Origin of the sequence: Roseofilum sp. SBFL, from assembly GCF_017746885.1 — a bacterium.
In the GTDB taxonomy this organism is placed as follows: Bacteria; Cyanobacteriota; Cyanobacteriia; order Cyanobacteriales; family Desertifilaceae; genus Roseofilum.
The window spans coordinates 1-24491 of the sequence record NZ_JAGHZH010000133.1; the positions used below are offsets into that span (position 1 = coordinate 1).

Sequence of the window (24491 nt, forward strand, 5' to 3'; positions counted from 1 at the left end):
AGTTGACTGTAGTGCCATCGCTTTTGCCAAACACCACATAAGAGCGACCCGAATCATCACCATTGGGGGAGGCAAAACGTGCCCCAACAATGAGGTCGTCCAAGCCATCTCCATTCACATCTCCCGCCGCCGATACCGAACGACCGGACTCGTCACCTCCTGCTTCGCCATTGAGAGTAAAACCTCCCGTGCCATTGGTAATGTCGCTCAAGTTGACTTTAGTGCCATCAGTTTTGCCAAACACCACGTAGGAGCGACCCGAATCATCACCATTGGGGGAGGCACCATATGCCCCAACAATGAGGTCGTCCAAGCCATCCCCATTCACGTCTCCTGCTGACGATACGGGACGACCAGAGCGGTCACCTCCTGCCTCGCCGTCCATCGCAAAACCCCCCGTTCCCACTGGTATACTGGTCTGGTTCGTAATGGCACTCAACTCCACTTGCGAAACTACCGTAACGCTGGCAGTCCCCGTATCGCTCCCTCCATTGCCATCGTCCACCGTGTAGTCAAACGTCGCCGTACCGCTAAAGTTGGCATCCGCTCGGAAGGTAATCGTGGTTCCATTTAACGACACCGTACCATTGCTGGCATTGGAGACTCCCGTAATCGTCAGGGTATCCATCTCTGGGTCAGTATCGTTCGCCAGGAGGTCGGCCGTATCAATCTCCAGAGTAGAACTGAGCAATACCGAGTCAGCTACCGTGTCATCAGTGGCCACTGGCGGCTCATTAACGTCATTGAGAGTAATGGTGAAGGTCTCATCAAAAGTCAAACCACCACTATCGGTTGTCTGCACCGTAATGTCATGACTCGTAGCACTCTCGAAGTCCAACAGAGTGCCATCAGCCACTTGCAGCTCGTTACCGACAATCTTAAAGCGTCCCCCCGCATCATCGGTCAGAGTATAGCTATGAGTATCCCCGCTATCGGGGTCAGTCGTTGAGAGGTTGGCCACTACCGTATCATCGGCACTATTCTCATCGACCGTATTGGCACTTAAAGCAATATCGGTCGGCGTTTCATTGAGTCCATTGAGAGTAATGGTGAAGGTCTCATCAAAGGTCAAACCACCACTATCGGTTGTCCGCACCGTAATGTCATGACTCGTAGCACTCTCGAAGTCCAACAGAGTGCCATCAGCCACTTGCAGCTCGCTACCAACAATCTTAAAGCGTCCCCCAGCATCATCGGTCAGAGTGTAGCTATGAGTATCCCCACTATCGGGGTCTGTAGTGGATAAGTTACCCACTACCGTATCACTGGCGCTATTCTCATCTACACTGCTGGCACTGAGGGCAATATCGGTAGGAGCTTGATTTTCATTGGCATCATTGAGATTAATAATAAAAGTCTTCTCAAAAGCCAACCCACCACTATCGGTTGTCCGCACTGTAATGTCATGACTGGTAGCGCTCTCGAAGTCGAGCAAAGTACCATCAGCCACTTGGATTTGATTCCCCAAAATCTGGAACCGTCCCCCAGCATCATTGGTGAGAGTGTAGCTATGAGTATCTCCACTATCGGGGTCAGTGGTAGATAGGTCGCCTACTGCCGTACCATTAGCGCTATTCTCATCTATTGTATTGGCACTCAGGGCAATATCCGTAGGAGTTTCATTCACTCCGTTGAGATTAATGGTGAAAGTCTTCTCAAAAGTCAACCCACCACTATCGGTTGTCCGCACTGTAATGTCATGACTGGTGGCACTCTCGAAGTCAAGTAAACTACCATCAGCCACTTGCAGTTCGCTACCGGCAATCTTAAAGCGTCCCCCAGCATCATCCGTGAGACTGTAGGTATGGCTATCTCCTGTATCGGGGTCAGTCGTCGATAGGTCAGCCACTACCGTATCACTGACGCTATTCTCATCTACCGTATTGGCACTGATGGCAATATCGGTGGGTTCTGCATTTGTAGGCGTTGGTGTTGGTGCTGGTATTGGGGTGGGAGCTAGTGTAGGCGTTGGTGCCGGTGTTGGGGTGGGAGCTGGTGCCGGTGTTGGAGTTGGCGTAGCGATCGCCCCCAAAATACTCGTAAAGCGATCGCTTGTCAATCCCTCTGTACTCACCCCTTGAACAATCGCTAAATAGTCTCCTGTGGTGCGGTCTCTAATGATGGTCGAACCGGTTAATTCTCCGCTTCCCGCCAGAAACACTAAGTTGGCAAACGTTTGTCCATCAGTTAGTCCGATATAATCTTGATTCTGATTAAAATCGGTAATCCAATCGGCATCACTCAGGAGCGCTCCCCCCGTCTCTATGCCGAGGACAAAGATATCGGCTCCTGTTCCTCCTGTGACGGTATCCGAGCCTAAGTCTCCATAGAGAACGTCGTTGCCTCGGTCTCCGTAGAGGCGATCGTTTTCTTGTCCTCCGTGAATCGTGTCATCTCCTTGACCTCCATAGACCGTATCATTCCCTCGGTTGCCGTTGAGGAAGTCGGCTCCTTGGTTTCCCGATAGGAAGTCATTCCCTAAGTCTCCATAGAGGCGATCGTCTCCCGTTTCTCCATAAATCCAGTCATCATTTTGACCACCGCGAGCCGTATCATTATCGGCTCCAGAGAAAAGCGTGTCATTGTCTTGATTGCCATTGAGGGAGTCGTCTCCAGACCAAGCATGAATACTATCACTTCCAGATAAACCCTGGAGGGTATCAATTAGCGAAGTGCCTTCAAGAATATCGTTATTGACTGTTCCAGACATTTGTATCTCTTGATTCCTTTGTACTAAGTTACACTTAATAATCGATTTTGTAATGGGTATGGTGTTGACTCAACACCCTCTCATTCTCATCCTAGATGAACCCTGTACCTGATAACAATATGAAGTGCTATCAATCTAGTTTTTCTGGCGTGCGTTGTAAGTATTGGAAAATAAGTTCAGCCGCGAGTTCATTACCGGCAATATTCCAATGGCTATCATTGGGTTTGTAGAGTTGTTCAAATTCTGAATATCCTTGAAAATAAGGGAAGAGATCGAGGAAATCAATCTCTGATTCAGTCAGTTCTTCTTGTAAGTATTGATTGGGTAAGCTAAAGTCCAAATCCTCTAGGTTCATTCCCAGTTCATCAATTACTTTTGCTTGCAGATTTGGGTTGACTTGCAGTTCATCAGGAATCAGAATCACAAGCAGCTCAATATTCTGGCGATCGCACAACTCTTTGATTTCTCTTAAATAAGTCATGGCTCCCCGGACTCTCGATTCTAGTTCTGAATTCTCCACCCTAAATAAATCACTTCTACCGATTTCAATTTGTAAATATTTCTCATCCGTGAGTGTGGGGAGATCGTCCTGATACTCTAGGTTGCCATGAATGACTTTTCCTTCATAACTGTTCTGAAGATCGATGAGGAATTTCCAAAATGAGAACACATAAGAATAGGATTCAATACTGCGTTTTGAATCATCAAAATCATTACCGATAAAGAAGCTCAGGATGACTCGATCTGGATTTAAGGCTAGTCCTTCAGTCACCAGCAGAGCCAGATAATCTTTTGGGGAAAGGTTAGGAATCCCCATATTAATGATTTCTACACGATCGTCTCGTTGTTTGAGTTTCTCTTCCAAGCGAGTATAATAGTTGTAGTTATAGGGAACAACACCATAAGCAAAAGAGTCTCCTATGCCCAGAATGCGGAAGGTGTTTGGCGCTTTTTCAACTTGAAACTCCACATCTTTGAATCCCTGAGAATTCAAGCGAAAGTTATATTCAGGTGCTAAGGGTTTGCCGCGAAAGCGATTGTAGGAGCTATCATGAAAAATGAAACTGGGATGCAAGTAGTTGTAGACTCGAAAGACAATTTCTGTTAATCCTAGGGAGATCAAGAGAATTAAGCCGATTTTAGCGAACGTTTGGCTTGCTTTTTTTAATCTCATGCGATAAAAAACAGGATTTATTGATCCGTCACACTAATATCTAAGCTAAAGTCTGTGGACTCGGTAGCTAGGACATCAATGATATACTCTCCACTTTCGGGAACTTGAGATTCCCAGTAGAGTAAATCATAGGCTTCTGGAATCAGTTCTCCTGTAGGATAGCGGATATTCAGGGTTACATTACCTTCAATTACCTTGACTTGCATGATCTGATCTTTTCTTACCCTGAGTAAATATCGCTGAATTTGCTGGCGATTGCTCTGAGAGTTGATTTCTATTCCTGTGGTTCCCGGTGCAAACTGAATCGTTTTGCTGTTAATTTCCAGTTCTGGTTCAAGAGTGGGTTCCGGGGTTAGCTCTGGTTCTGGAGTCGGTTCAACGGGAACATTCAACTGTTCAATTTCCAGTTGATAATCTGTTTCCTGTAAGCCTCGCAAGGGACTAACAATGATGGCATATTCCCCAGAAATAGGAAACTCTCCTTCCCAGAGGGAAATATCCGTGGAGCGATCGCCAATCGCCTCTCCTTCGGGAGTCAACAGCGTCATCAACACTCCATCCCCAGTAATAAACATCGAAAACCGATCCTCTTCCTGGGCAGAAATCAGATAATACTGGACTTCATTGGCTTTGAGCGATCCTTCCACCCTTGTCACTTCCCCCGGTTCAACCGTTAACCGTTCCTGATACGTGGTGGGTAAGCCAGGAGGGTTAGGGGTTTGAAGGGGAGTCGGTGAAGGGGAAGGGGATAGAAACGGTGAAGGAGATACAGACGGTGAAGGAAAGGGAGATGGAGACGATGCAGGAGATTCTACCCCAGGATTAACCGTTTCCACCCTATCCTGACGCAACCAAGCACTCACCACCATCCAAGACGTAATCCCTGCAACTAAGGCCACGATCGCCCCAATCATTGCTATTTTGGAAGCAGACATAGGCTCGGCACCTGAAGAACGTATAGAACTTTGATATTGAGATTGAGTATATTGAGGGGTAAGTGCTTGGTTTTTTTGCTCCGAAAAACGAGGGAGAACGGTTGCACCACCAAGCACGTGTAAAATGCGATCGGCACTTGGGAAGCGATCTCCCGGTTGTTCCGCTAACAGGCGCTCCAAAATCTGGGTAAACTGGGGACTGATGGAAGAACTCGGCAGCTTCCAACTCAGGGTTTGCGGATCGAACAATTCCCCTGGTTCCTTCCCCGTCAACAGCACCAACACCGTCACCCCTAGAGCATAAAAATCACTACTCGGATACGCTAAACCCATCTGAAGTTGTTCCCTGGGAGCATATCCCACCTTACCCACCGTTGTTGGCAAAGTTCCCGTTTCACTGCATAACTGTGTCGCCAGTTCTTTTCCTACACCAAAATCAATCAACACCGGCAACCCATCCCGTTGTCGCCACATCATATTATCCGGGGCAATATCGCGATGGATTACCCCTTGAGAATGGAGATATCCCAAAACCGGCAACACTTGAGCCAGAAACGTCTTGACTTCATCTTCCGCAAACACGTGCCCCTGTGCTGTGCGCTCATCGAGCAGAGTCTGATAGGATTTCCCCTCCACATAATCTTGCACTAAAAACAAGCGTCCCTCTTCCTCAAAATTGGCGCGAAACTGGGGAACTTGGGCATGTTGCAGTTTGTAGAGAATCGTTGCTTCCCGTTGAAATAACTCCTCAGCTTTCTGAAGTCCTTGAGGATTTCTGGCACTCGGGACAAACTCCTTAATGGCGCACAGTTCATTAAAGCGCCCCAAATCTTCCGCCAAGTAGGTACAACCAAACCCTCCTTGACCCAGAAGTTTAACTAACCGATAGCGATGTTGTAGAATCAAGCCCAAGGGTGATGACATAACAGATGTTTCCACTCACAACTCAATTGGATCTGGCGATCGCAATTGTTTTATTTTATTATATTTCCCCATCAATCCTCTTTTGCACCGGAAAATCGATTGATTTCTAATTGCAAATCTTCTACGGCTTGCTCAAGGTTCTGTAAAGCAAAATTGGTTTGTTCAAATGTTTCTCTGAGATAAGCCGCTGTATGTTCAGAATCCGAATTGAGTTTACTTACCGCTTCAGTAATCTGATTCGCTCCTTCTTTTTGCCGTTGAATATTGTCGCGCATGGACTCAATTTCTGGCCCCAATTCCTCCATATACTCTTTCGTGAAACTTTTCATTTGATCCACACCATTTTTTACAGAACTTTGCATCTCTTTCACAATCGGCTGAATCGTTTTAGCAATCATGGCAGCTTCTGTTGCTAAATGACTAATCTCTCTCGCAATCACCGTAAATTCTTGACTGCTTTCACGGGTATTTGTTCTAGCTGCTTCAATCGAAGCGTTCAGAGATAACATCTTAGTTTGTGTGGCGATTCCTGTTATCCTGTTAACAATCTGATTGACACTTCTAGAGTTATTATCAATTTTTTTTAATTGCCCCGATAGAATATCAACTGAGTGATTAAGAGCAGTAAATGTGGTTTCAAAACTTTCAATCTTATCCAATAAGATGTCAGACATTTCCGCTATAATCTCAGTATTTTTCCCCACCTTCTGACTGCCAACCACTTGGTTGTCAATCATGCCTTTGAGCTGGCGACTAGAATCTCGAATAAGCTGAGTAACTTGGGTTGATTCTAGCACTTGACTTGCCAAAACTTTTAATAAATTAATACTGTTTTTGAGATCTTCAGATAAATACCGAGTTTTGGTTTGATAGGTTTCTATGTACTCTAAGCACAGTCCAGTTAAAGGAACAAGATAGGCAATAACTTTCAAGAAATGGGCAATATTAAAATTATTGTCAAATAAAGCAGTTGAGCCAAAGGCCATATAAACTTGCGTAGCGACATTGGGAATTACACTAATGATTAATGAATCGGCAAAAATACTGGGTTCCTTTCGGTAAAACATGGGATATAACACCCAGCCACTCAACAGAAATAACAGCAAAGGAATCACATCCCAGGGACGCGTAATTAGCGAATTGGGAAACATTGTTTCTGGAAGATGGTGGCTGGTGGCGGAAAAGTAAATAATACCATAGGCAACAAATCCAAATACGATACTGACTGAAAAAATAAGTCTAAATCGTTTTTTAGAGTTTTTTTTAGCCGATGAATCGATGGAAGTATTCATGAGAAGAATCAAAACTCCACCGATCATAATTAGGGCATGGAATAAACGACAAATCGCCCAAGTAAAGGGGATTAAATTTTCAGGATCGGCAACAGTATTAATCAATCGATCGGAGGCTAAAGTATGAAAAGCATCCATAACTCCGGCAAAGAATAAAGCAATTCCTAATGTGGGAGTAATTGGATTGCCTTTGATACTATAATTGAGAAAACTTAACAGAACAATTAGAAGTGCCACACAACAAGCACTCCATTCTAAAATGGTATGTACAAAGCTGCCGGCTAAGGCATAGTGCATGGCATCAACGACTTGACTGTTTTCCCAATTTAGAGCATCTTGGAGATCGAAAGATTGGCCAGGTGTTCCAAAGTCAAGTCCTAAGAGATTTAAGCTAAAAGGGAGGATACAGATCAGGACGACTATCCAGGCAATCTGACTAGGAACTTTAGGTTTACTATGATAGATTGATGACATAGTATGTTTTTCTTCTTCAATTGAATATTCCTTTTAAAATACGGTATTTGACAATTAATAGTCATCGAACCATACAGGCAAGAATAATTTTGTCTATATTGAACAATTGTAAGATAATTATTTCTTGTTTATGACAACCTGAAAATAAAATGGGTTTTATGATTATACCAATAATACCCTTAAATTTTTTAATTAATATAGTGCTTCTTTCTTCTTGAGGAGTACAACGTGAAGCCTTAGACTCGAAGCAATACAAGTTATAGCGCATGGCTTCAGCAGGCATGGGATTAGGTTGAACTCTATAGTTTGAGTATTTCCCGGAAGCCTGTTCCTAGCCGTGATGGGTTTCTCTGAGCTGGCGTGACACTCAGGGATCTTCAGGGTGATTAACTAGGATAGGGATAGCGATCGAGATCGCTCGATAGGGGTATCTGAGGATAACAACGTATCGAGCAGACTCGATAGAACTAAAGCCCAGAGCTATTATTTCACCGTTGACTTGGACTCTAGGGGAGCATCAAGAACCTTGGCAATGCGATCGCGGGTTTTTTCTAAGTGAGCCTTAGTATAAGGTTCTAAGCCTCTGCCCCGTCGGCGCAAGGTGTTATCAATCCGATCTTCTAATTCCCGTAAGTTATACCAAGCTAGGGTAACGGCATCTTCAGGAACTCTAACTTGTCGTAAGCTCATCTTGCTTAAGACGGACACATATTCCCGTTGTAGAGCGCGACGGATACTGGAGAGGTTGGCGATATCTCCATCAATGACTTCTGTCCAAATGCTCTCTTGCAGGGTGGTGAAGAGTTCCGGTAATTTCAAGACTTCTTCTGTGGAATCAGTTTTTAACTCTAGATCTTGCAGACGGGAAAGACGGGTGGGAGACAGGAGATTTCGCAAAACAACCGTCTGTAAGAAGAGGAGGCGATCGCTAATTGGATAATCCAACTCAAACAAATCCGGGAATGCCCCCCAATGAGACCAACGAGAGGGCGCTAATTGGTTCAGCAACTGGGGTGAAAACTCAAAAGCTTTTGCGGAAAACACATTTTCATTGATCGATTCTAAGGCTGCTCGTTGCTTCTCGGCCGACAGGGGTTGAAAAGGCAAACTACCATTCGGATCGCCCGCATAATGGCGATTAAACGATTGCCCCCCCACATAGAGGGTTAAATTCATCGCATTGCGGAAATAGTAGAAAAACACAGCATCAAATAAATCCCGCATTTCACTAAAACTCTCTCCCGGAGCAGGCGATCGCCGATTTAACCGAGACCACATGGCTTGGGCATTTTCAAATTGCCATTGGGCATAGGTCAGAGGATCGCTACTGAGATCGAAAATATTCACCGCTGGGTCAAGACCACTGATAAAATCCTCATCCGTACCATAGGCTAATTCTGGTTCTGCCGCCCGTTGAGCAATTTGGCGCAATTCTCGCAATTCTGCTTCTGGAGAAATCGCATTTAGAGGTTTATATCCATATTCAATTGCCCAAATATCATAAGGCCCTAATTTAGTGGGGAAATAATCTCCTTGCGGTTTTCCTGGGGGCGCTAAATTCGGGGATACATAATCCATCACCGACCCCACCATTCCCAGAGTACGGGTAATCTCTGGGTTTTGTAATTCTTCTGGACTCAGGAGGGTACTGCCATGGAAATTATGCCGTAATCCTAGGGTATGACCGACTTCATGGGCGACTAAAAAGCGGATAAATTGTTGTACATAATTCTCCATTTCTGGGCTACTGGGCAACACATTGTGCATTAAAGAAAGGGAGGTTGACCCGATCGCCAATTGCCGGTTAAACTCTTTCGCAAAGCAAACATCCCGATCTAAGAGAGATTTGGCTAAGGGAAACCCAGAGAGGAGATCTTTTTTCTCTTCCGATTCTTCCGAAAGATCAACCCCCCGTAAGTAACTTTGTTCTAGGGTATCTTGGCAAAACCGTTGCAGTAAATTCTGTTGTTGTCCTCTTCCTGCGTCAGGATTGACTAAGGTTTGATATTGTCCTTTGATTAAGCGCACGACATTAGCATCAATCAAAATATCTGCATCTAAAATTTGTCCAGTCAGGGGATTCGTGCGGGAAGGACCAATCCCATAAAAACTGGGTTCAAAGGAACTTGACCAGCGCACCACATTGTAGCGAATATCGGCTGGAGTCCAGTCCGCTTGATCGGGCATTTGTCGGACTTCGATCGCCTGGGGTAATCCGGCTTTGGCGAAGGCTTCATTCCACATCAAAATCCCTTCTTTGACCACCTGGCGATATTCGAGGGGAACGGTATTTTCAATCCAAAAGACTAAGGGTTTTCCTGGCTGGATATTCCAACGATTAATGTAGCGCACAAAGGGATCGCGGCGATCGCTATTGCCAAAGTCCTTATAGGCAGTTAAAAAATAACCCACGCGCTCATCGGCTAACCGAGGCTGATAGTCATGGGTTGGCAATGGGGAAAAACTATAATGCACGGCTAAATTGAAAGCGCGGCTATCCGGCAGGCTGGATAACCCGAAGCCCCCCCCTCGAAAGCCATAGAGGGCTTCAATTTCCAGATTTTCGGGAAAATTCTCGACTTCTGTAATATAAGAACTATCTGGAGCTACTGAATAGGTGCCATCGAGCAGATAGGGTAAAAACGTGGATAAGCCACTGAGATCCCCTTCTCCCATGACTAGATTGCTGACATCAATCAGTAGGGATTTCCGTTCTGGATGAACACTTTTAATTTCTAAGGAATACAGTACCGAATCGCTAAAGCCGTCCTGGAGCGATCGCGCCAAAGGATCGCCCGGATTCGTGCGAAAATTGGTTTGGGGAACCACAAATTGCACCCGGTCTTGCACTTCTCGAAACTGGAATAAAATCTCCCCTATGGGCATTCCATTTAATAAAAATCCTTCGCCAATACCACTCGATAGGGTCATCACGCATAAGAAATTTCGGTTCAGTTGTTCGGGGGCAATTTCTAAATAGAGATGCTTATTTTTTTCGGTCTTGTAGAGGGGAAATAAACCGTCCTGTTTCTGAGTTCCTTCAATCACCTGATCGAAGGATTTAGGTGCTTTAGACTCTGATGCTTCTTCGGATTTGATCCGATCTTCGATAGTCTGGGAAACCTGTACGACTGGTGTAACCGACCGATCGACAAATGTGCCCCAACTGGGCAAGATCGTGACCGCTAGAAATCCCAGAATTAAACCGGCAATTAGATATAGTCTTTTCATACCCCAATCCAACAGTTAAGCGTTAGTTTTGATTCCATGATTAGATCCCCTATCCTCCCATCTCCCTATTTCCTCATCCTCTTTTTCAGGGGGGTAAGGGGGGATCAAGAAGTCTGTTGATGACCCATTACCCAAACTTGGTAGAGTCCCCAAATGGCCATAGCCCGCAAATAATGACTAGCGCGGAAGGTTCTGGCTGCGGTAATGGCTTCTGGGGTGCGAAATTGTAGCCCATGGGTATAAATTTGATTGACCACAGCTTCCGCAATAGTAAAGGCTTCGGCTTTCATTCCCTGTTGTAACATAAATGCGGCTAATCCGAAGTTAATTCCTGTCCAGATTTCTAGGGGATGGGTCGCCTTGGGGTTTTCTGGCGAGCCATCGAGGTTAACACCATTGGCTACACCTAGAGCTGCTCGATCTGGGTTTTGGATCTGATTAAATTGGGTGAAACAGGTGTGATAGATGGTTTGTAGGGTGGTTATAGTGCAGTCAGCGGGCACAATGGGCGGTAAGTTTAATAACTGGGCATAAAATTGACCGCAGAGCTGATCGGCCATGACAACTTGCGATCTGCTTTGGCTATCCAAGTTATAATATGCTCCATTCCAGAGCGTTTTTTGATACAGAGGTTTAGACTGGTCTAACCAGGTTGACCATTGTTCAATTTGAGCTTGGAGGTTGGGATCTGGGGAGTCTTGAGCGTTTTGCAGGTGTTGACCGATCGCGATCGCCCCTTCTAAAGCTGCTAACCATAAGCCTCCACAATAGGCACTGATGCCCTTAAGCTGCCAATCATCAAAGGTTTGATCGGGCGCTCCTGAGTTTTCGGGGATGCCATCGCCATCTTGATCAAAGGTTTTTAGATAATCCAGGGTTTCCACAAGAGCGAACCAGCACTCTTGCAAAAATTCTAGATCCTCTGCTCCTGTCCACAGAAAATATCGATAGACTTGCAAGACAAAATCGCATCCTAAATCTTTCCATAGGTTGCAGTCTTGATAGCTGGTGTAATTCGTTTTATCCCAGGGATGTTCGTTGGGAGCGCCTAGATCGTGGGGGGTAGCACTGGCAATTTTGCGCACGGCTTGCGCTTGATTATAACCGATAATTCTCGGGGTATTATCCCCTTGGGGAATGGCGCGAGCAAAGGCTAACATCACGGCTTTTTCAAGTTTCGGCCACAATCGGGTTAAGGCAAAACCGCCATAGAGCCGCACGTCTAAACTTTCATACCAGCGATAATCTAAACATTCGAGTACCCCAAATTGACCGATGGGGTCATTTTCCATGCCTGCTGTCCACAGGGTTCCACCGTCGGCGAGTAGGTAAAGTTCATTAAACAGAGCCATTTTCAGGGGTTCGGGAAATCCCGAATCGCCTAAAATGGGTTTGCGCCAATCCGCGATCGCCTCTTTCCAAGTATCTGAATGTTTGAGTGCCGTGCGTACCATTGACCAGGCATTTTTACCGTTGCGCCCGAAAAAGTCTGTATAACGACGATAGTAGCCGATCGGTTGACCCACAGTTTCTTCGCCAGTTGATGGTAATTGTCCAGAAAAGTCACTTCCCGCTTGCGTATAGCCAAATTGGGTAACGGGAAAGTCCCAAGCGAGGATAAAGGGAATTTTGCGAGTCCGTCCGGGTCTGAGGGTAAAGCGGACGGCGATCGCACAGGCGAGACGTTCCCCGGATGCGGCTGGGGTTTCGTCTTCTGAGTCGGACAAAGACCCATCGGTAGCAAAGGGAGACCAAACCGCATCTCCACTACTGGTAGGGTCCCAACGGGTATGGTAAAAGACTTCGACGGCTGGATTGGCGATCGTGGCGATCGCCCATTGCCCTTCCCCTTCTTCGGGGATCTCATGGGTACTCAGGCGACTCATTAAGCATCCCACCCGAAAGTTATTTTCGATCCATCGATTATAGTTATCCGTACTTTCGCCCCATTGGGGTTGATACTCGTAAACTGGCGATCCATCATCCCGAACCGTAATTTCAGGGGTTTTAATGGCATTGGTAAACCAACCCACCGTATTTTCCCAGGTAAGCATAATGCTGAGGGTGAGGGGCTGATCCGTGGGGTTGTGGGCTGTCCATTCAAAGATAGCTAAGGGATAGCTCGTTTCTTGATAATTGTGGGGAATGATGGGTGAAAACTGTTCGCACAGCAGATGGGACTGATAGACCCCTTCGTAGTGATACCAGCTTTGGGGATAAAGGGCACTGTAGGTTCCCGTTTGTTGGATGGCGCTGGTGGGAGGATACCACTGCCAACTGCTCAGAGTTCCATCTGTGGGGGGTTGGGTACTGAGGGCATAGGTTTTGCTGCGTCCGTCTGCGGTTTCTTCAAAGACACTAAATTGACACGCGGGTAAGGTTTTGAAGATATGTTCTCCCCCATCAATATGCCAGAGGTTAAAGTCTCCCCTGGGCGATCGCCCGATGCATCCTGCACCTAAGCCACCCAGGGGCATTCCATGCCAAGGGCCATCATCTAAATTGGAAGCATAACGCACGGTGTAAGGGTTGTCCCACCCTAAACCGAGGGGGCGTTGCCATGCACAGGAAGGAATCTGGGGTTGAAAGGGTTGATTGGTCATAGGGTTTATTCTACAAGTCTCGGCGCGATAGTAGGGCAATTCTCCAGGTGCCGAGGACAAAGGAGAAACAGGGATGATCCCCCACAGGAATCAGGAGTTTGGCGACGGGTAGGTGCCCCAAGGGAGCCTGAAGGCTAAAGGTTAATCGATCGTAATCTAACCAGATTTCTTGCGATCTCCACCCCACTCTCTGGCCAAATTCAGCATAGTTCTGATAGCTGAGGTTCCAGATTTGCTGTTGGATCGAAAACCCAAAATGATTGTAGCTATGTTCTCTCCACAGGCGATCGAGCCATTGGAGATCGGAGGTAGGGATAGCCAGAGCATGGGACTTGTTGATGTAGCCTTCTGAGGCGCGATCGCTTAACTCTAATAATATCCGGCCGGTTTCTTCATCTGCTTCTTTCCACTGTTGTACTACCAGCAGATCTTCTAGCGTCTGATAAGTTGACTCATGAGGAATTACGGTTTTCATGGGTATTTTTTCTTCATTGCTCCCTTAATTCATGATAGCGCTTTTAGGCTCTTTTTCTCAATACACTACCCTTGTTCTCAGTGAACTCACTATGATATAAATCAAGAAACTTGACACGATCATCTGGCACTAATTTATGTCTTCTCCGTTGGAAACCTGCCTCCTAAAAAACTTGGATTATATCCCCTACCTTGACGATCGAGGACAATTCCCCGAACAATTCTCTAAAAAAATTGGAGTTTATGCTATTTTTAACGAAAATAAAACATTACAACTGGTTCATTATTCACGGGATATCTATCTAAGCCTAAAACAACATATGGTGCGACAACCTCAAGGATGTTATTGGGTTAAAGCCTATGTGATTGACAAACCGAACCGCAGCCAATTAGAACAAATCAAAGAAGCTTGGATTACTGAAAATGGCTCAATTCCCTTGGGCAATGATACACAGTTCAGTCAATGGACCGATCCCATCGATGCTAAGGTGTCCATGACAGATGAAGAAAAGGCAAGTTATGAAACCAGTGATGAATTAGGGCAAATCAAGCTTTTAAAAACGGTAGCTCGCCGAGTTCAAGAGGAAATCTTAGAGCGTTTAGAGTCTCGGAAAATTCAAGATTCGTTTCGGTTTAATCCGAAGTTAAAAGAAAAAGGATTATTGGACTTGAAGTAAGATAGGACGGGGAATGGGAAAACTATTTTTCCTATTGCCTATTCCCTTTCGCTAGACTTCCAAAGAACTTGACTGACTTTCTCCCAAGTTTTCTGGGCTACCTCCTTAATTTGATTTCGATTATACCATTTCTGAAACTCTTGCTCATATTCAACATCAGTCATCTGGTAAGTATTCCAGGTTTTTAGACCTAGGAGTAGTCCCCAGGTCAAAACTACATAGATCGACCAGGACAACGTGCCAACACTGACTAAATTAATGAGGACGAGAAAACTATTAGCAATAATATATTTACCAGCATCTTTCTTTAAGGTTTGATAACGCTGGATATCAAATTCTTTACGATGTTTCAGCTTGCCTTGTTTATCTAGCCACTCTTGCTCGGCAGCTTTTAACTGTTCAGGGGAAATTTCTAGTTCTGTGGCAATTTCCACCAACTGTTCATAGGAAAACTCTTCTAAATGATTTTGGCGAGCGATCGCCAACTGCAAAATCTGTTGAAGATCCTCTTGGCGATAGGAACGAGAGATAGGCGACGAAGAACCAGACATCATCTTAAAGTTATAGGAGAATCAGAATCCAATCATTGACCAGGGGAGGGGGAGTGAGAGTGAAGGTAGGATAACGTTTGCCCCCATCTATTATGCCGAAGTTTAACCGATCCAGACAAGGGGAGGGGGAAGTGTTAACTCTAGGATTGAGAGCAAGAGAATAGGCAGATTCTAAACCTTTAAGCCGAACTGTTCAAGGACGGATAATCCCCCCAAAACGTCCTTAACCCTCAATTAGCCGACGATTACAATAGAGAGAGCGAGGCGCACCCCTCCCCTTATGTGATGCAATCTCAAAATCAGAGGTGTCTTATGAACGGCAATATTCGTGTGGGCAGTCTTTTTGGCATTCCCTTTTATATTAATCCCTCCTGGTTTCTGGTTCTCGGTTTAGTGACGTTGAACTATGGAACCAACCTCAGTGCTACTTTTCCCCAACTCGGTTTAGCTCTACCTTGGATTTTAGGATTAGGCGCTGCTCTGCTACTCTTTTCTTCTGTTTTAGCCCACGAACTTGGCCATAGTTTGGTTGCTATCCGTCAGGGGATTGGGGTGAATTCGATTACTTTATTTCTCTTTGGGGGACTAGCGAGTTTAGAAAAAGAATCGAAAACCCCTGCTGAAGCCTTTTGGGTGGCGATCGCAGGTCCTGCGGTGAGCTTAATTCTCTTTGGCCTGTTTACAGGTATCGCTATATATGCTCCCCTGAGTGGCCCCATAGCCGCCATTATTGAGCTTATCGCCTACATTAACCTAGTTTTAGCCTTTTTTAACCTCATTCCTGGTTTACCATTGGATGGGGGCAATATCCTTAAGGCTCTAGTGTGGAAAATCACTGGCAACCCAAACCGAGGTGTGGTGTTCGCCAGTCGGATGGGACAGGCGATCGGTTGGTTTGGGGTGGCGATCGGCGGACTCTCCCTGTTTAATATTCAAATGGTTCTGTTCGGTGTACCCATTGCTGGTAGTATTTGGACACTCTTGATTGGTTGGTTCCTGTTGCAAAATGCGGGTCGCTCGGCGCAGTCAGCAACCCTGCAAGATATTCTCACTCACCTGAAAGCAGAAGATGCAGTTTATACCGAAAGTCCCATCGTTGTGTCTAATCTCTCCTTGCGCGAGTTTGCCAATAACTATGTCATTGGTCAAAAGCAATGGAAAAAGTTCCTAGTCATTGATGCTGAAGGTCTTCTGTTAGGGACAATCTCCATTGATGATATGCGATCGGTTTCCACCTCTGAATGGCCTGAAACCACGGTTGAATCCTTAGTTAAACCGACTCCTACTTCAGAAACGATCCAATCCAATCAAAACCTCTTAGAAGTTGTGAAACTCTTGCAAGAAAAACAACTCTCTGAACTACCAGTGGTTCGCGAGAATGGTAGTTTAGTCGGCTTACTGGATAAGACAGAAATCGCCCGCTTGGTTCAACAGCAAGCCTAATCAATTAACCAGTAATATCTGTAGGGGCGAAAAAATGCGCCCCTACAGATATTGTACCCAATCCGGCAAGAATTCAATGTGGATACCGTCAGGAACTTTAACCTTTCACTCCTTGAGCCAACCTGCCCCATCCCTTTCTCATTGCTTTACTCGCCAGTTGTATTTGTTCTTTCGGCGCTTGGAAAATGGCCCAAAAGGGGATTAAACATCGGCGTAACCGAGAAAAACTCAAATCCAGCCAACCCAGATTATCATCGCGATCGGAGGAGGGCGATGATAATCTGAATAAACTGTTAGCATAAACAGCTAAGGGGAACGGGGTAGCCCAGTTCTCCGTCTACAAACCCCCCAGTTGCGTCATTCATACAACCCGGAGTAATCGATTCAATGTGTGGAATTGTTGGCTACATTGGTACTCAAGAAGCGAAGGATATTCTCCTTTCTGGATTAGAGAAGCTGGAATATCGAGGTTATGATTCGGCAGGCGTTGCTATGATTTCTGAAGGCGAACTACACGCCATCAAAGCTAAAGGAAAGTTGTATAATTTGCGCGATAAGCTCAGGGGGGTTGAAGACAAGGCACGGGTGGGAATTGGCCATACTCGATGGGCAACCCATGGTAAACCGGAGGAGTATAATGCCCATCCCCATACCAATACACAGGAAACGGTGGCGGTGGTGCAAAATGGAATTGTGGAAAATTATCGGGAACTGCGAGAAGAACTGAAGGCGAAGGGTCATGAGTTTGTTTCCGATACAGACACTGAGGTGATTCCCCATCTGATTTCTGACTATTTATCGAGTCATCCCAGTTCCTTCCTAGAAGCAGTCAGGCAAACAGTGAACCGGTTAGAGGGGGCGTTTGCCATTGCTGTCATTTCGACTCAATTCCCCGATGAACTGATTGTAGTCCGCCAACAAGCTCCCCTGGTGATTGGATTTGGTCAAGGGGAATTTTTCTGCGCCTCGGATACTCCTGCTCTGGTTTCCCATACCCATATTATTTTGCCCTTAGATAACGGGGAAATGGCTCGTCTGACTCCCTTGGGAGTTGAAGTTTATGATTTTCGGGGAGAGCGACGGGTTAAATACCCCCAAACCCTGAACTGGAATCCCAGCAGCGCAGAAAAACAAGGATTTCGCCACTTTATGCTCAAAGAAATTTATGAGCAACCAACGGTTCTACGAACCCAACTCGATGCCTATTTTGACCCGGAATGGTATCTCCAACCCCAGGACAAAAGCCGTTCTAGCCAGTCTTCCCCGTCTGTCTCCTCCCAGGGACTGGTGCAACTCAATTTGCCTAAGAGCTTGTATGAAAACTTAGAGCAAATTTATATTGTGGCTTGTGGAACCAGTTGGCACGCGGCGCTAGTTGGAAAGCATTTACTGGAGCAGTGGGCGGGTATTCCAACTTGTGTTCAATATGCCTCGGAGTTTCGCTACTCTCCCCCTCCTTTAACAGCCAATACGTTAACCATTGGGGTTACTCAGTCGGGAGAAACGGCCGATACTCTGGCAGCTTTAGGGATGGAACAGGAGCGGCGCAAGGCCCACCCTTTAAGTACCTATCAACCTCGAATGCTGGGCATTACAAATCGGCCGGAAAGTTCGTTGGGTCGGTTAATTCCTTATATTATTAATACCCATGCCAATTTAGAGGTGGGAGTGGCAGCAACGAAAACGTTTAGCGCTCAGGTGATGGCGTTTTATGCTTTGGCGTTGGATTTAGCCGATCGCCGCCAGTCCCTGAAACCGGAGGTTATCGAGAGTATTATCAAGAAGTTACGGGAATTGCCAGCGCTGATTGAGAGGTTGATTGAAGAGCAGGATCGTTATATTGGTGAGTTGGCCCATCAGTTTAATGAAACGAGCGATTTTATCTTTTTGGGTCGGGGAATCAATTTTCCTATTGCCTTAGAAGGGGCATTGAAGCTCAAAGAAATCAGTTATATTCATGCGGAAGGCTATCCGGCTGGCGAAATGAAACACGGCCCCATTGCCCTGTTAGATGCAAAAGTGCCGGTTGTGGCGATCGCAACTCCTGGAGATCTCTATGAAAAAGTGCTCTCCAATGCCCAAGAAGCCAAAGCCAGAGATGCTCGCCTAATTGGAGTGACTCCTAAAAACTCCCTCGAAGCTCAGGATATTTTCAACCAAATCTTAGCCATTCCCACGGTCGATGAGTTTCTCTCTCCTTTGGTTACAGTGATTCCTCTCCAGTTACTGGCTTATCATATTGCTGCCCTTAGAGGTCTCGATGTCGATCAACCTCGCAATCTGGCTAAGTCCGTGACCGTAGAGTAGGCGGATGAGGGGAGACGCGGGGACACGGGGACATGGGGACACGGGGATAGCCGATTACCTATTCCCTATTTCCTGTTACCTATTACCTATTGCCTATTGCCTCACGGATAAAAAAAACTTTTCTATGCAAGTCTTCCCTTTCCTAGAGTGTTATGCTATTGTGAGGAAGTAACAAGAAAAATAATTCCTAGCTGTTCTTGTTCTCTAATTCTGCAGAATCCTCACGAGAAACCTAACTCGCTACTAGGAAAGTACACATAGAAAAGATTTGACAAACTTCAAATATGAATCAAGGTTGTATGAAACAACAGGTTGTTCACCCAATGTTTAAACTGCAAACCAAAGTGAAATCATTGGTGGATTCCAATATCCTGAAACCGACAGATGGCATTTGGAAAATGGCATTTTTGTATGGCGATCAGTGGAAATATTGGAAAAAAGAATTGAAAGCCTATGACTTCTCTATGCAAGACCCAGTTAGTGAACTCCTGGCCGTAGAAGAATGGGAAGACTAATGCCATGCTAGGGGTAAAGAACCAATTATCAAAAAAATAGGTCTCAAACCCCAAAACTCCTTTATCCCGTAATGGCTGAAAGTGCAGAATCTAAAGCTTGCGCTAATCGTTCAGCATTGGGGAATCGATCGCGGGGTTTAGGAGCTGTCGTCTTTTCAATCACGTCCCGCAGAGGTGGAGCGATCGCTTCCACGGACTGCAAATCTAAACGATAGGAGAGAACCCGGCGGCGTTTATAATACTTAAGCGGCTGCTCTCCAGTCAGTAAAAACACCAGAGTTGGACCGATCGCATATAAATCCGATTGGGTTACTGGTTGTCCTCGATCCTGTTCGGGGGCACTATAGCCCTCTGCTCCAATCCGAGTTCCCAAGGGCGTTCCAATCTCCTTAACTGCTCCAAAGTCAATCACCACAATCTGACGATCTAAGCGACGTAGCAATAGATTCGCCGGTTTGATATCCCGATGCACAATCGGGGGTGATTGGCTGTGCAAGTAACTCAAAATCTGGCAGGTTTGAATCATCAACTCAATGGCAACTGGTGCAGAAAACGGCCCCTGCTGATAGAGCAAGCGCTCTAAATCCTCACCATGGATTAACTCCATTGCCAAATACTTTTTACCCTCCTCAATAAACGAATCAAAAAAGCGAGGAATTCCGGGATGGTTTAACCCCTTCAGGGTGCGAGCTTCCCGGTCAAACAACTCCCTAGCCTTAGCAATGCGGGCTAAATCAGAATTCATTTCCTTAAGCACGATTAACGGAGATGAATTTTTTTTCGATGGAGGAGGATAGGCCAAATAGGTTGTTCCCATACCCCCTTGACCTAAAATTCGCAAAATCCGATAATCCCGCACTTGTTTTTCAACGTGCAAGGGTTGACCACAATGGATACAAAACAAATTATTCGGAGCATTGCCTTCATGGGTGCATCCTGATGTCGTTGGAGGGAGAGCAATCATCTGATTTACAAAGGTAAGCTCTAAAATTGGCCCCCCAGCAGCTAACTGGATCAGACTTTTACTCTCGACGATCATTTGGGAGATGGCTTGATGGTTCACTAGCGTGCCATTTGTGCCTCGGTTAGTGACTCTCCAGGCGATCGCCTCATCCGTCTGATGGGGAATGGGTTCTAACTCCAAATGATACCGAGACACCAAATCATTAGAAAGCACCACTTCATTATCCTGGGCCCGGCCAATACGAACTTTCCCTTGAGGAGGAAATTCCCAGGTTTGCAGCGGCTCTCCTTTCTTCGGATCTAATAGAGTGAGGGCGATCGTCCCTTGTATCATCTTGACGTATCTCAAACAGTACAGAACAATTCAATATTGACTTAACGGCTTAATCCTCCTAAATTAGGGCGCACCTTGGCCCGAACTAGAACCACCGTAATATTGTCATGACCATTATGTTCGTTAGCCAAATCTATTAAATCACTCACTCCTCGCTCCAGATTGACACGAGAACTCATCAGGGGTTCAATATGCGTCCCTACATGCTTTTCTACTAAATCATTATCCGTCAGTCCATCGGAGCTTAATAGCAATAGACTATCTTGATTAAGTTCAAAACAATAAATATCCGGTTTGACAAAATCGTTGTGGCGTGGGCCTAATGCTTGAGTTAACTGATAGGCATCGGGACGAGCAAAGGCTAATTCAGGTTCTAATCCGCGCTTAATTTCCCGTTGGGCAACATCATGGTCTTGAGTCAGTGCGCTTAACCCCTGTTTTCGACTAAACATGTATAACCGACTATCGCCCACATGGGCAACAGCCACATGAACATCCTGAATTAAGACCAAAACCAAGGTAGTTCCCATTCGTCCGCTTCCGGTACGACTTTGGGATTGATTAATGTCATAGATGGCTTGATTAGCCTGTAATATGCCTTCTCCAATACATTCAGTCGAAGGTAGACGAGAGTCAGAATCGGGTAAATCAAACCAATGGGTTTGAAAATACTCTTTGAGGGTTTTCACTCCAACCATACTGGCTTCTTCTCCACCAGCATGTCCACCCATCCCATCACAGAGAATATACAAGCCTTTGGCATGGATAGTACGCCCAGTTTTATCTTCAATGCGTTCTAGTTGGGTATGAATCAGAAAACTATCTTCATTGTGGTCTCGTTGCATCCCCTTATCCGTTGCCCCCGCATAATCGAGGCTAAACAGTTGCATCGGTAAAACCACAGTGGGCATATCTTCAAAGGGGGCACCTGTGGAACTGGGAAACTGGGTAGGGGCAGATGGAGAAAATGCAGCGGGGTTATAGTCGTTGTAGTCAATAGGTTGGGTTTTGTCCTGATCGAGTTCTTCTTCAGAATAGAGGGGGGCAAGGCTTTCGGGATCGTTGTCTAGGTCTGGATGGCCTTGTTCTTCGGCTAAAATGTCTTCTAGGCGATCGCGTAGTTGGTCAATGGAGGTCATTTTTTCCGCTTTCAGGTCTTGAAAGAGGGTGAGTAACGATCCCACTTGAGTCATATCTGATTGTTGAAAGAGTTTTTGCCACAGTTTACCTAACTCTTTAAGGGTGACTGCTTCTGGGTTGCCATCGGGATATAAGCATTTAAGGCACAGAATTTCATCTTCATCGAGCAGAAGGTTGTCTAGTTCTAGGAGGCTTTGGCAACAATGGACGATTTCGAGCTGTTCCCAGAGATCGATCATCTCATGGAACATAAAGATAATTTGCTCTGAGGGCATGTTTTCTTCCCTCCACAGATCGACCACTTTTTTCCAGTCTGAACGGTCTTCGATCGCCGTAACTGTTTTGTTTTCGTCTTCCAGCCAAGATTCCTGCAGGGAAGGGACACGATGGCGATCCATTTCATTGAGTTGTGATTCTAGCGCTCGATAAATCTGGGCGAGTTCTGGAAGAATAACTTGTGCATTGGGTGAGATATCCATAGGGTTGTTTAAGGTTAGTCTTGAGCTTGATTTGGGAGAATTGTTAATTAGTACGTCTGGAGATTCTGGGAATCCAGAATAGTGGCTTAAGAATAGATAACAATCATCAGGGGAGTTGGACAACCGGGTGGACGGTGGCGATCTGTGACTCATCGCTAATGCGATAAGGCTGGGCATTGCTGCGCAATGAGGCTAGGCATCGCTACACAATCGCACAATCTCTTGCACCTTTCAGGATAGCAGGTTAGATTTCCCATGGTCATTTATTGTCTCAGTTTGATGATTCAATGAAGAGCCGTTTAATTGTGTAACAAATTGCAAAAATGATGTCTGAGCTATCCGATCGCAATCTTAAGATAATTGGAAGGAGAGGATTAAAAAATTGACTCAACCTCCTTCCGCTACTCCTGTTACTCCAAGGATAACCCTTGCTAAGATCATGTCTGTTACCAGAGCCTTACCCTCAATTCAACCCCATTTACCTAAAATTCCTAAAATCAGTTCCACCGTATCTGCCCTATTAGCTGTCTTTTTGGCGATCGCTTCTTTATCCTTCGCTGCCATTTTCATTCGCTTGAGTGAACGAGAGCTAGGCCCATTTTCTACGATTTTCAACCGGTTTTGGATTGCCTTTATCGTTTTGGGGGTGGTTTATGCCCTAGAACACTGGAAAAGCAGCGATTCTCTAGCTCCCAACCCAAACGTTGAACCGCTCAATCGACGGGATGTGATGTTGTTAATCAGTGCAGGGGTGATGTTTTGGGGATGTTTGGCCTTTTGGGCTTGGTCTTTGACTCTAACCGGTGTCGCCAATTCTACCATTTTACATAACCTAACGCCTTTATTTACAACTCTGGGGGCTTGGATCATTTTCCGTGAGTCCTTCGATCGGCCGTTTTTAATGGGCTTACTCATTGCTCTGATTGGGGCGATTGCTCTGGGACTCGATGATTTCCAAGTTGGCGCTGAACATCTGAATGGAGATATTGCCGCCCTATTATCGGCTGTCTTTTCTGCTGCCAATTTAATGTTAATTGAAACTCTGCGCCACAAATTTCCCGCTACGGTAATCTTAATGTGGTGCTGTGGTGTCGGCGCAATTCTCTCCCTGCCGGTTGTTTTATTGGCTGAAGACCAACTCTTTCCGATTACAGTATCGGGATGGCTCTCTGTGATTGCCTTAGCGGTGATTTGTCAAGTGGTGGGACAAGGATTACAAGCCTATAGTCTCAAGCGTCTGTCTTCGGGTTTAGTGGGAATTTTCCTGTTACTCGATCCGGTTTTTGCCGCGATGATTGCTTGGATGGTTTTTGCTGAAGGATTAACGTTGATTAATATGATTGCTTTTGCTACGGTTTTAGGGGGAATTTATCTAGCTAAATCGAGTCAATATAGCGATCGCATCCTCAGTCAAGAGTCATCTACCTAGAATGGTTGGGTTAATCGCCATCCATCTGTAGGGGCGAAAAAATCTTCGCCCCTACTTGATCGACGATAGTATCATGGTGAGTTAAGTTTCTAGTTATATCATTTCTGAATTTTTAATTGATATTAGGTCTACAGTCATGAGTTCCCATATCCTGGTCATTGAAGATGAAGAAAAACTCGCTCGTTTTGTGGAGTTAGAACTGCAATACGAAGGATACCAGGTAAGTGTTGCGGGGGATGGGTTGACGGGATTAACTCGTATTCGAGAGTTGAAACCCGATTTAGTGATTTTAGATTGGATGTTACCAGGGTTAAGTGGAATTGATTTATGTCGCCGTTTACGCCAAACAGGAGAGAATGTCCCAGTGATTTTGTTGACTGCTAAGGATGAAGTTGGCGATCGCGTTGCGGGATTGGATGCGGGTGCGGATGATTATCTGGTCAAACCCTTTAATATTGAGGAATTATTGGCCAGGATTCGGGTACAAATTCGCCGAGTGCAGAAATCGGAGCGCGAGTATTTAGCCTTTGAGGATCTCAGTTTAGATCGCAGGTCGCGGGAAGTCAAGCGCGGCGATCGGGCGATCGAGCTAACCGCCAAAGAATTTGATTTGTTAGAATATTTGCTGATGCATCCCCGCCAAGTTCTCACCCGCGACCAGATTTTAGAACAGGTTTGGGGCTATGATTTTATGGGCGACTCCAATATCATTGAAGTTTATATTCGTTATCTGCGCTTAAAGTTAGAAGCTAATGAAGAAAAACGATTAATTCAGACGGTGCGCGGTGTCGGCTATGTTTTGCGGGACTAGATTGATTTATTCTCTAGTAGGTAAA

Annotated in this window: 16 protein-coding genes; 6 read left to right on the plus strand and 10 right to left on the minus strand. The window is 45.6% G+C overall.

Annotation, left to right across the window (positions count from 1 at the left end; genetic code table 11):
* The 7 genes from J7545_RS14135 to J7545_RS14165 all read right to left on the minus strand — a co-directional run.
* On the minus strand, positions 1–2710 hold a 2710-nt coding region (locus J7545_RS14135), incomplete at its 3' end, for an Ig-like domain-containing protein (protein ID WP_318719729.1).
* A 130-nt stretch (positions 2711–2840) separates the two neighbouring features.
* The gene (locus J7545_RS14140; protein WP_318700134.1) at positions 2841–3884 is read right to left on the minus strand and encodes an SGNH/GDSL hydrolase family protein; all 1044 of its coding nucleotides are present in this window, start codon (positions 3882–3884) and stop codon (positions 2841–2843) included.
* Positions 3885–3901: 17 nt separating this feature from the next.
* Positions 3902–5743, minus strand: coding sequence for a serine/threonine-protein kinase (locus J7545_RS14145; protein ID WP_318719730.1), 1842 nt, complete (start codon positions 5741–5743; stop codon positions 3902–3904).
* Between the two features lie 71 nt (positions 5744–5814).
* Entirely contained in the window at positions 5815–7509 is a 1695-nt protein-coding gene (locus tag J7545_RS14150; RefSeq protein ID WP_318700132.1) for a methyl-accepting chemotaxis protein, read from the minus strand.
* A gap of 483 nt (positions 7510–7992) precedes the next feature.
* Positions 7993–10740 carry a zinc-dependent metalloprotease gene (locus J7545_RS14155; protein WP_318700131.1) on the minus strand — a complete coding sequence of 916 codons (2748 nt, stop codon included), beginning with the start codon at positions 10738–10740 and terminating at the stop codon, positions 7993–7995.
* A 104-nt stretch (positions 10741–10844) separates the two neighbouring features.
* Positions 10845–13343 (minus strand): GH116 family glycosyl hydrolase, encoded by a 2499-nt coding sequence (locus J7545_RS14160; protein ID WP_318719732.1) that lies wholly within the window; start codon positions 13341–13343, stop codon positions 10845–10847.
* 10 nt (positions 13344–13353) lie between these two features.
* Positions 13354–13818 carry a GUN4 domain-containing protein gene (locus J7545_RS14165; protein ID WP_318698528.1) on the minus strand — a complete coding sequence of 155 codons (465 nt, stop codon included), beginning with the start codon at positions 13816–13818 and terminating at the stop codon, positions 13354–13356.
* Positions 13819–13954: 136 nt separating this feature from the next.
* Here J7545_RS14165 and J7545_RS14170 point away from each other — a divergent pair, with 136 nt between their 5' ends.
* Positions 13955–14494 carry a GIY-YIG nuclease family protein gene (locus J7545_RS14170; protein ID WP_318698527.1) on the plus strand — a complete coding sequence of 180 codons (540 nt, stop codon included), beginning with the start codon at positions 13955–13957 and terminating at the stop codon, positions 14492–14494.
* Positions 14495–14532: 38 nt separating this feature from the next.
* On the opposite strand, the gene J7545_RS14175 is transcribed toward J7545_RS14170, so the two are convergent.
* Entirely contained in the window at positions 14533–15048 is a 516-nt protein-coding gene (locus J7545_RS14175) for a 2TM domain-containing protein (RefSeq protein WP_318698526.1), read from the minus strand.
* A gap of 309 nt (positions 15049–15357) precedes the next feature.
* Here J7545_RS14175 and J7545_RS14180 point away from each other — a divergent pair, with 309 nt between their 5' ends.
* The 3 genes from J7545_RS14180 (at position 15358) to J7545_RS14190 (ending at position 19310) form a co-directional block, all read left to right on the plus strand.
* The gene (locus J7545_RS14180) at positions 15358–16488 is read left to right on the plus strand and encodes a site-2 protease family protein (protein ID WP_318698525.1); all 1131 of its coding nucleotides are present in this window, start codon (positions 15358–15360) and stop codon (positions 16486–16488) included.
* Positions 16489–16875: 387 nt separating this feature from the next.
* Entirely contained in the window at positions 16876–18795 is a 1920-nt protein-coding gene (glmS, locus tag J7545_RS14185) for a glutamine--fructose-6-phosphate transaminase (isomerizing) (protein WP_318698524.1), read from the plus strand.
* A gap of 299 nt (positions 18796–19094) precedes the next feature.
* Positions 19095–19310 (plus strand): DUF4327 family protein, encoded by a 216-nt coding sequence (locus tag J7545_RS14190; protein ID WP_271936764.1) that lies wholly within the window; start codon positions 19095–19097, stop codon positions 19308–19310.
* Positions 19311–19371: 61 nt separating this feature from the next.
* Here the strand turns inward: J7545_RS14190 and J7545_RS14195 are convergent, their stop codons facing one another.
* Both J7545_RS14195 and J7545_RS14200 read right to left on the minus strand, forming a co-directional pair.
* Entirely contained in the window at positions 19372–20607 is a 1236-nt protein-coding gene (locus J7545_RS14195; protein WP_318698523.1) for a protein kinase domain-containing protein, read from the minus strand.
* A 41-nt stretch (positions 20608–20648) separates the two neighbouring features.
* Entirely contained in the window at positions 20649–22226 is a 1578-nt protein-coding gene (locus J7545_RS14200) for a serine/threonine phosphatase (RefSeq protein WP_318698522.1), read from the minus strand.
* A 439-nt stretch (positions 22227–22665) separates the two neighbouring features.
* Here J7545_RS14200 and J7545_RS14205 point away from each other — a divergent pair, with 439 nt between their 5' ends.
* Positions 22666–23655 carry a DMT family transporter gene (locus J7545_RS14205; RefSeq protein ID WP_318698521.1) on the plus strand — a complete coding sequence of 330 codons (990 nt, stop codon included), beginning with the start codon at positions 22666–22668 and terminating at the stop codon, positions 23653–23655.
* 136 nt (positions 23656–23791) lie between these two features.
* Positions 23792–24466, plus strand: a complete 675-nt coding sequence (locus tag J7545_RS14210; RefSeq protein WP_271936770.1) for a response regulator transcription factor — start codon at positions 23792–23794, stop codon at positions 24464–24466.
* The last annotated feature ends 25 nt before the right edge of the window (positions 24467–24491 follow it).

Coding starts and splice junctions, on each gene's coding strand:
- J7545_RS14140 (WP_318700134.1), bottom strand. CDS start 3,884: ATGAGATTAAAAAAAGCAAGCCAAACGTTCGCTAAAATCGGCTTAATT.
- J7545_RS14145 (WP_318719730.1), bottom strand. CDS start 5,743: ATGTCATCACCCTTGGGCTTGATTCTACAACATCGCTATCGGTTAGTT.
- J7545_RS14150 (WP_318700132.1), bottom strand. CDS start 7,509: ATGTCATCAATCTATCATAGTAAACCTAAAGTTCCTAGTCAGATTGCC.
- J7545_RS14155 (WP_318700131.1), bottom strand. CDS start 10,740: ATGAAAAGACTATATCTAATTGCCGGTTTAATTCTGGGATTTCTAGCG.
- J7545_RS14160 (WP_318719732.1), bottom strand. CDS start 13,343: ATGACCAATCAACCCTTTCAACCCCAGATTCCTTCCTGTGCATGGCAA.
- J7545_RS14165 (WP_318698528.1), bottom strand. CDS start 13,818: ATGAAAACCGTAATTCCTCATGAGTCAACTTATCAGACGCTAGAAGAT.
- J7545_RS14170 (WP_318698527.1), top strand. CDS start 13,955: ATGTCTTCTCCGTTGGAAACCTGCCTCCTAAAAAACTTGGATTATATC.
- J7545_RS14175 (WP_318698526.1), bottom strand. CDS start 15,048: ATGATGTCTGGTTCTTCGTCGCCTATCTCTCGTTCCTATCGCCAAGAG.
- J7545_RS14180 (WP_318698525.1), top strand. CDS start 15,358: ATGAACGGCAATATTCGTGTGGGCAGTCTTTTTGGCATTCCCTTTTAT.
- glmS (WP_318698524.1), top strand. CDS start 16,876: ATGTGTGGAATTGTTGGCTACATTGGTACTCAAGAAGCGAAGGATATT.
- J7545_RS14190 (WP_271936764.1), top strand. CDS start 19,095: ATGAAACAACAGGTTGTTCACCCAATGTTTAAACTGCAAACCAAAGTG.
- J7545_RS14195 (WP_318698523.1), bottom strand. CDS start 20,607: ATGATACAAGGGACGATCGCCCTCACTCTATTAGATCCGAAGAAAGGA.
- J7545_RS14200 (WP_318698522.1), bottom strand. CDS start 22,226: ATGGATATCTCACCCAATGCACAAGTTATTCTTCCAGAACTCGCCCAG.
- J7545_RS14205 (WP_318698521.1), top strand. CDS start 22,666: ATGTCTGTTACCAGAGCCTTACCCTCAATTCAACCCCATTTACCTAAA.
- J7545_RS14210 (WP_271936770.1), top strand. CDS start 23,792: ATGAGTTCCCATATCCTGGTCATTGAAGATGAAGAAAAACTCGCTCGT.